Source organism: Stenotrophomonas sp. HMWF023 (assembly GCF_003060985.1).
GTDB lineage: Bacteria > Pseudomonadota > Gammaproteobacteria > Xanthomonadales > Xanthomonadaceae > Stenotrophomonas > Stenotrophomonas lactitubi.
Window position 1 is genome coordinate 1 of the sequence record NZ_QAIJ01000213.1, and the last position, 4,154, is coordinate 4,154.

6 protein-coding genes are annotated in these 4,154 nt (G+C 67.2%); 2 read left to right on the forward strand and 4 right to left on the reverse strand.

Going from position 1 to position 4,154, the window contains the following annotated elements; all coding sequences use genetic code 11:
* From DBR20_RS11470 to DBR20_RS11485, 4 genes are all read right to left on the reverse strand, one after another.
* Positions 1–872 (reverse strand): HD domain-containing protein (locus DBR20_RS11470; protein ID WP_146186995.1); only part of this gene is annotated, 872 nt, incomplete at its 3' end.
* A 106-nt stretch (positions 873–978) separates the two neighbouring features.
* On the reverse strand, positions 979–1,278 hold the full coding sequence (gene rpoZ / locus DBR20_RS11475; protein WP_005410877.1) for a DNA-directed RNA polymerase subunit omega: 300 nt from the start codon (positions 1,276–1,278) through the stop codon (positions 979–981).
* Between the two features lie 110 nt (positions 1,279–1,388).
* On the reverse strand, positions 1,389–2,051 hold the full coding sequence (gene gmk / locus DBR20_RS11480; RefSeq protein ID WP_108266257.1) for a guanylate kinase: 663 nt from the start codon (positions 2,049–2,051) through the stop codon (positions 1,389–1,391).
* Positions 2,048–2,908 carry a YicC/YloC family endoribonuclease gene (locus DBR20_RS11485; RefSeq protein WP_108266258.1) on the reverse strand — a complete coding sequence of 287 codons (861 nt, stop codon included), beginning with the start codon at positions 2,906–2,908 and terminating at the stop codon, positions 2,048–2,050. Before DBR20_RS11485 ends, gmk begins: the two co-directional genes overlap by 4 nt.
* Positions 2,909–3,030: 122 nt before the next feature.
* Here DBR20_RS11485 and rph point away from each other — a divergent pair, with 122 nt between their 5' ends.
* Both rph and DBR20_RS11495 read left to right on the forward strand, forming a co-directional pair.
* Positions 3,031–3,756, forward strand: coding sequence for a ribonuclease PH (rph, locus tag DBR20_RS11490; protein ID WP_025874210.1), 726 nt, complete (start codon positions 3,031–3,033; stop codon positions 3,754–3,756).
* Complete coding sequence (locus DBR20_RS11495) at positions 3,753–4,139, forward strand: VOC family protein (RefSeq protein ID WP_025874209.1); 387 nt, start codon at positions 3,753–3,755, stop codon at positions 4,137–4,139. Before rph ends, DBR20_RS11495 begins: the two co-directional genes overlap by 4 nt.
* Positions 4,140–4,154 lie beyond the last annotated feature (15 nt).

Sequence of the window (4,154 nt, forward strand, 5' to 3'; positions counted from 1 at the left end):
TGGTAGCACTGCGGCACGCCGCGCACGACCAGGCGGAAGCCGAACACGTCCATCACCTGGTCGAAGGATTTGTTCTCGTCGCGCATCTTGTTGTAGATGCTCCACGGGGTCTTGATGCGGCTGACCAGGCGGTGCTCGATGCCCTCTTTGGCCAAGCGCTGCGACAGCTGCACTTCCACCTGCGCCAGGGCCTCGCGGCGCACCACCGGCTGGCTGCGGATGTGCTTTTCCAGGATCGCATGGCGCCACGGGTACAGCGCCTTGAAGCCGAGGTTCTGCAGTTCGCTCTTGACCAGGCTCATGCCCAGCCGCTGCGCGATCGGGGCGTAGATCTCCAGCGTCTCGCGGGCGATGCGGCCCCGCGCTTCGCGGCTCTGCGCGCCCAGCGTGCGCATGTTGTGCAGGCGGTCGGCCAGCTTGATCATGATCACGCGCAGGTCGCGCGACATCGCCAGCAGCATCTTGCGGAAGCTCTCGGCGGCTGCTTCCTGGCGGTCGCGGAACTTCAGCTTGTCCAGCTTGGTGACGCCGTCCACCAGCTCGGCCACCGCTTCACCGAACTCGGCCGACAGCGCCTCGCGGGTCAGCGGGGTGTCTTCGATGGTGTCGTGCAGGATCGCGGCGATCAGCGCTTCCACGTCCAGGCCGAGCTCGGCCAGCACCTGGGCCACGGCCACCGGATGGGTGATGTAGGGCTCGCCCGACTTGCGCGTCTGCCCAGCGTGCGCGGAGGCGCCGACTTCCCACGCACGGCGCAGCAGCGGCAGCTGCTCGGGCGGCAGGTAGTGGGCGGCGCGTTCGAGCTGGAGGACGTAATCGGGTACGGCGGCAGCGGGGACTGCGGCGACCTTGGCAGTGGGGCCTGGGTTCATGGCCAAAGCCTATGCCAGCGCGACGTTTACGGCAAACCCTGAATGCGAAACAGCCCGCACGGGGCGGGCTGTTCGGCGTATCCAGCGATGACGTTGATCGATGCGATCAATCGTCGTTCTTGGACATGTCTTCGTCGGCGACCACTTCAGCGGCGGCCCACTCCAGCGCTTCGCGCTCGGCGCGCTCACGCTCGGCCTTCTCGACTTCGTCGATCAGCGCGTTGTCGATCTTGCGGGCAGCGATCTCGCGCAGTGCCAGCACGGTCGGCTTGTCCTCGGTCTCGCTGTTGTCCAGCGTGGCCTGCACGCCATTGGCGAGCTGACGGGCGCGCTTGGAAGCCATCATCACCAGCTCAAAACGGTTGTTAACGACTTCCAGGCAATCTTCTACGGTAATGCGGGCCATACGGGCTCCCGGCGACCGGTCGGCCGCTCAGTCGAATGAGGGAAAGGGGACGGAGTGTACTGGCAGGGGCTGGACAAAATCAAGCCAACCCCCACCGGACCCTTTAGGAATCAATCAGTTGAACTCGCATCCGGGGTCAATAGCGCCTGGATCAGGCCGGCGTGCCGGACCTTCTGGGCCTCCCGGCGCAGGCGGCTGGCGGTGAAGATCGCGCACAGCTCGTCCACGGCGGTGTCGAACACTTCATTGACGATGACGTAGTCGAACTCATTGAAGTGCAGCATTTCATCGCGGGCGGCGCCCAGGCGCTGGGCGATGACCGCCTCGCTGTCCTGGCCGCGCTTGCGCATGCGGTCCTGCAGCGCCTGCTTGGACGGCGGCAGGATGAACACCGTCACCGTGCCCGGCACCAGCTGGCGCACCTGCTGCGCACCCTGCCAGTCGATTTCCAGCAGCACGTCCTGGCCGGCCGCAAGCTGCGGCTCCACCGACTGCCGGGCGGTGCCCTTCCAGTCACCATGCACCCAGGCGTGTTCGAAGAAATCGCCGGCGGCGATCATTTCCTCGAACTTCTCGGCGCTGACGAAGTGGTAGTGCTGGCCGTTCACTTCACCCGGGCGCATGGCGCGCGAGGTGAACGAGATCGACAGGGCAATCTGCGGGTCGCGCGCCAGGGTGGCGTTGACGATGCTGCTCTTGCCGGCGCCGGAGGGCGCGGCAACGATGTACAGCGTGCCGCGTGCGATCGCGGCCGGGGGCGTGGAAATGCTCATTCGATGTTCTGCACCTGCTCGCGGATCTGGTCGATCAGCACCTTCAGCTCGACGGCGGCGTTGGACGTGCGGCTGTCCACCGACTTGGAGCCAAGCGTGTTGGCCTCGCGGTTGAACTCCTGCAGCAGGAAGTCCAGGCGGCGGCCGACCGGTTCACGCTGCTTGAGCACGCGGCGGATCTCGACGATATGGCTGGACAGGCGATCCAGCTCCTCGTCCACGTCCAGCTTCTGCAGCCACATCACCAGTTCCTGCTCGGCGCGGCCCGGATCAACCGGATGCGGCAGGTCGGCCAGGCGAGCGGCGAGCTTGGTGCGCTGGCCGTCGCGAATGGCGGGAATCAGCGTACGGACCTCCGCGGCGATGCGCTCGATGGCATCCACGCGCTCGGCGATGGCGGTGGCCAGCGTATTGCCTTCACGCTCGCGGGCGGCGATGAAGCCCTCCAGCACCTGGTCCAGCAGCGCCAGTGCTTCAATCTGCAGGGCTGCCGCATCGGTGGCCTCACCCTGGGTGACGCCCGGCAGCTGCAGCAGGTCGGTGAAGCTGACCTGCAGGTTGGGGAAATCGGAGGTCAGCCGGTGCGCCAGCTGGCCCAGCTGGCCCAGCAGCACCTCGTTGATCTGCAGGCTGGCAGCCGAGTCCGGCGCGCGCAGGCGCATCACCAGATCCAGCTTGCCACGGCTCAGGCGCGCGGAAATGCGTTCGCGCAGCTGCGGTTCCAATGCGCGCAGTTCCTCGGGCAGGCGCGTGCCCACTTCCAGGAAGCGGTGGTTGACCGAGCGCAGCTCGCAGCCCAGCGTTCCCCACGGGGTGGAGCGCTCGCCGCCGGCATAGGCCGTCATGCTTCGAATCATGGATGTATCCGGTGCTTGCAAAGGGGGAATGGTACCCTAGCGGTCTCTTTTGAGCCCCTTTCCCCGCCCCGTGAAGGCCGCGGGGATGGTGGCGTACTCCCTTTCCCTACGGAACCTGCCCCATGTCCGATTTCCGCCCCAGTGGCCGTCAGCCCGATCAGCTGCGCCCGGTCGTCATCCAGCGCGGTTTCACCCGCCACGCCGAAGGTTCGGTGCTGGTCTGCTTCGGTGAAACCCGCGTGCTGTGCACGGCCAGCATCGAGAACCGGGTGCCGGGCTTCCTGCGTGGCAAGGGCGAAGGCTGGGTGACCGCCGAGTACGGCATGCTGCCGCGCGCCACCCACACCCGCAGCGACCGCGAAGCCGCACGCGGCAAGCAGGGCGGCCGCACGCTGGAGATCCAGCGCCTGATCGGCCGCAGCCTGCGCGCCTGCGTGGACCGCAACGCACTGGGCGAACGCACCATCACCCTGGACTGCGACGTGCTGCAGGCCGACGGCGGCACCCGCACTGCGGCCATCACCGGCGCCTACGTGGCCCTGGTCGATGCGGTGAACGTGCTGATGAAGCGCGGCGACATCAAGCGCAACCCGATCCTCGGCGCGGTGGCGGCGGTGTCGGTCGGCGTCTACCGCGGCACCCCGGTGCTGGACCTGGACTACGCCGAAGACAGCGACTGCGACACCGACATGAACGTGGTGATGAACGACGGTGGCGGCTTCATCGAACTGCAGGGCACCGCCGAAGGCCATGCCTTCCGCCGTGACGAGCTCGATGCCCTGCTGGGCCTGGCCGAGAAGGGCGTGACCGAGCTGCTGGCCGCGCAGCAGGCAGCGCTGTCGGCATGAACCGGCGCATTGCCCTGACCACCCTGGTGGTGGCCGACTATGACGAGGCCATCGCCTGGTACACCGGCAAGCTCGGCTTCCAGCTGCTGGACGACATCGACCAGGGCAGCAAGCGCTGGGTGGTGGTCGGCCCGACCGATGGCAGCGCCGCCGCCCTGCTGCTGGCCCGCGCCAGCGACGACGAGCAGCGCAGTCGTATCGGCAACCAGACCGGTGGCCGTGTCGGCTTCTTCCTCAATACCGATGACTTCCGCCGCGACCACGCGGCGATGCTGGCTGCCGGTGTCCAGTTCCTGGAAGAACCGCGCGAAGAACCCTACGCCACGGTCGCGGTGTTCCGCGACCTGTACGGCAACACCTGGGACCTGTTGGAGCCCCGCTGATGAAGAAGCTTGTCC

What these genes read in the sequence shown, in the direction of transcription:
- DBR20_RS11485 (WP_108266258.1), bottom strand. Translation starts at nt 2,908, where the DNA reads ATGATTCGAAGCATGACGGCCTATGCCGGCGGCGAGCGCTCCACCCCG.
- rpoZ (WP_005410877.1), bottom strand. Translation starts at nt 1,278, where the DNA reads ATGGCCCGCATTACCGTAGAAGATTGCCTGGAAGTCGTTAACAACCGT.
- rph (WP_025874210.1), top strand. Translation starts at nt 3,031, where the DNA reads ATGTCCGATTTCCGCCCCAGTGGCCGTCAGCCCGATCAGCTGCGCCCG.
- DBR20_RS11495 (WP_025874209.1), top strand. Translation starts at nt 3,753, where the DNA reads ATGAACCGGCGCATTGCCCTGACCACCCTGGTGGTGGCCGACTATGAC.
- gmk (WP_108266257.1), bottom strand. Translation starts at nt 2,051, where the DNA reads ATGAGCATTTCCACGCCCCCGGCCGCGATCGCACGCGGCACGCTGTAC.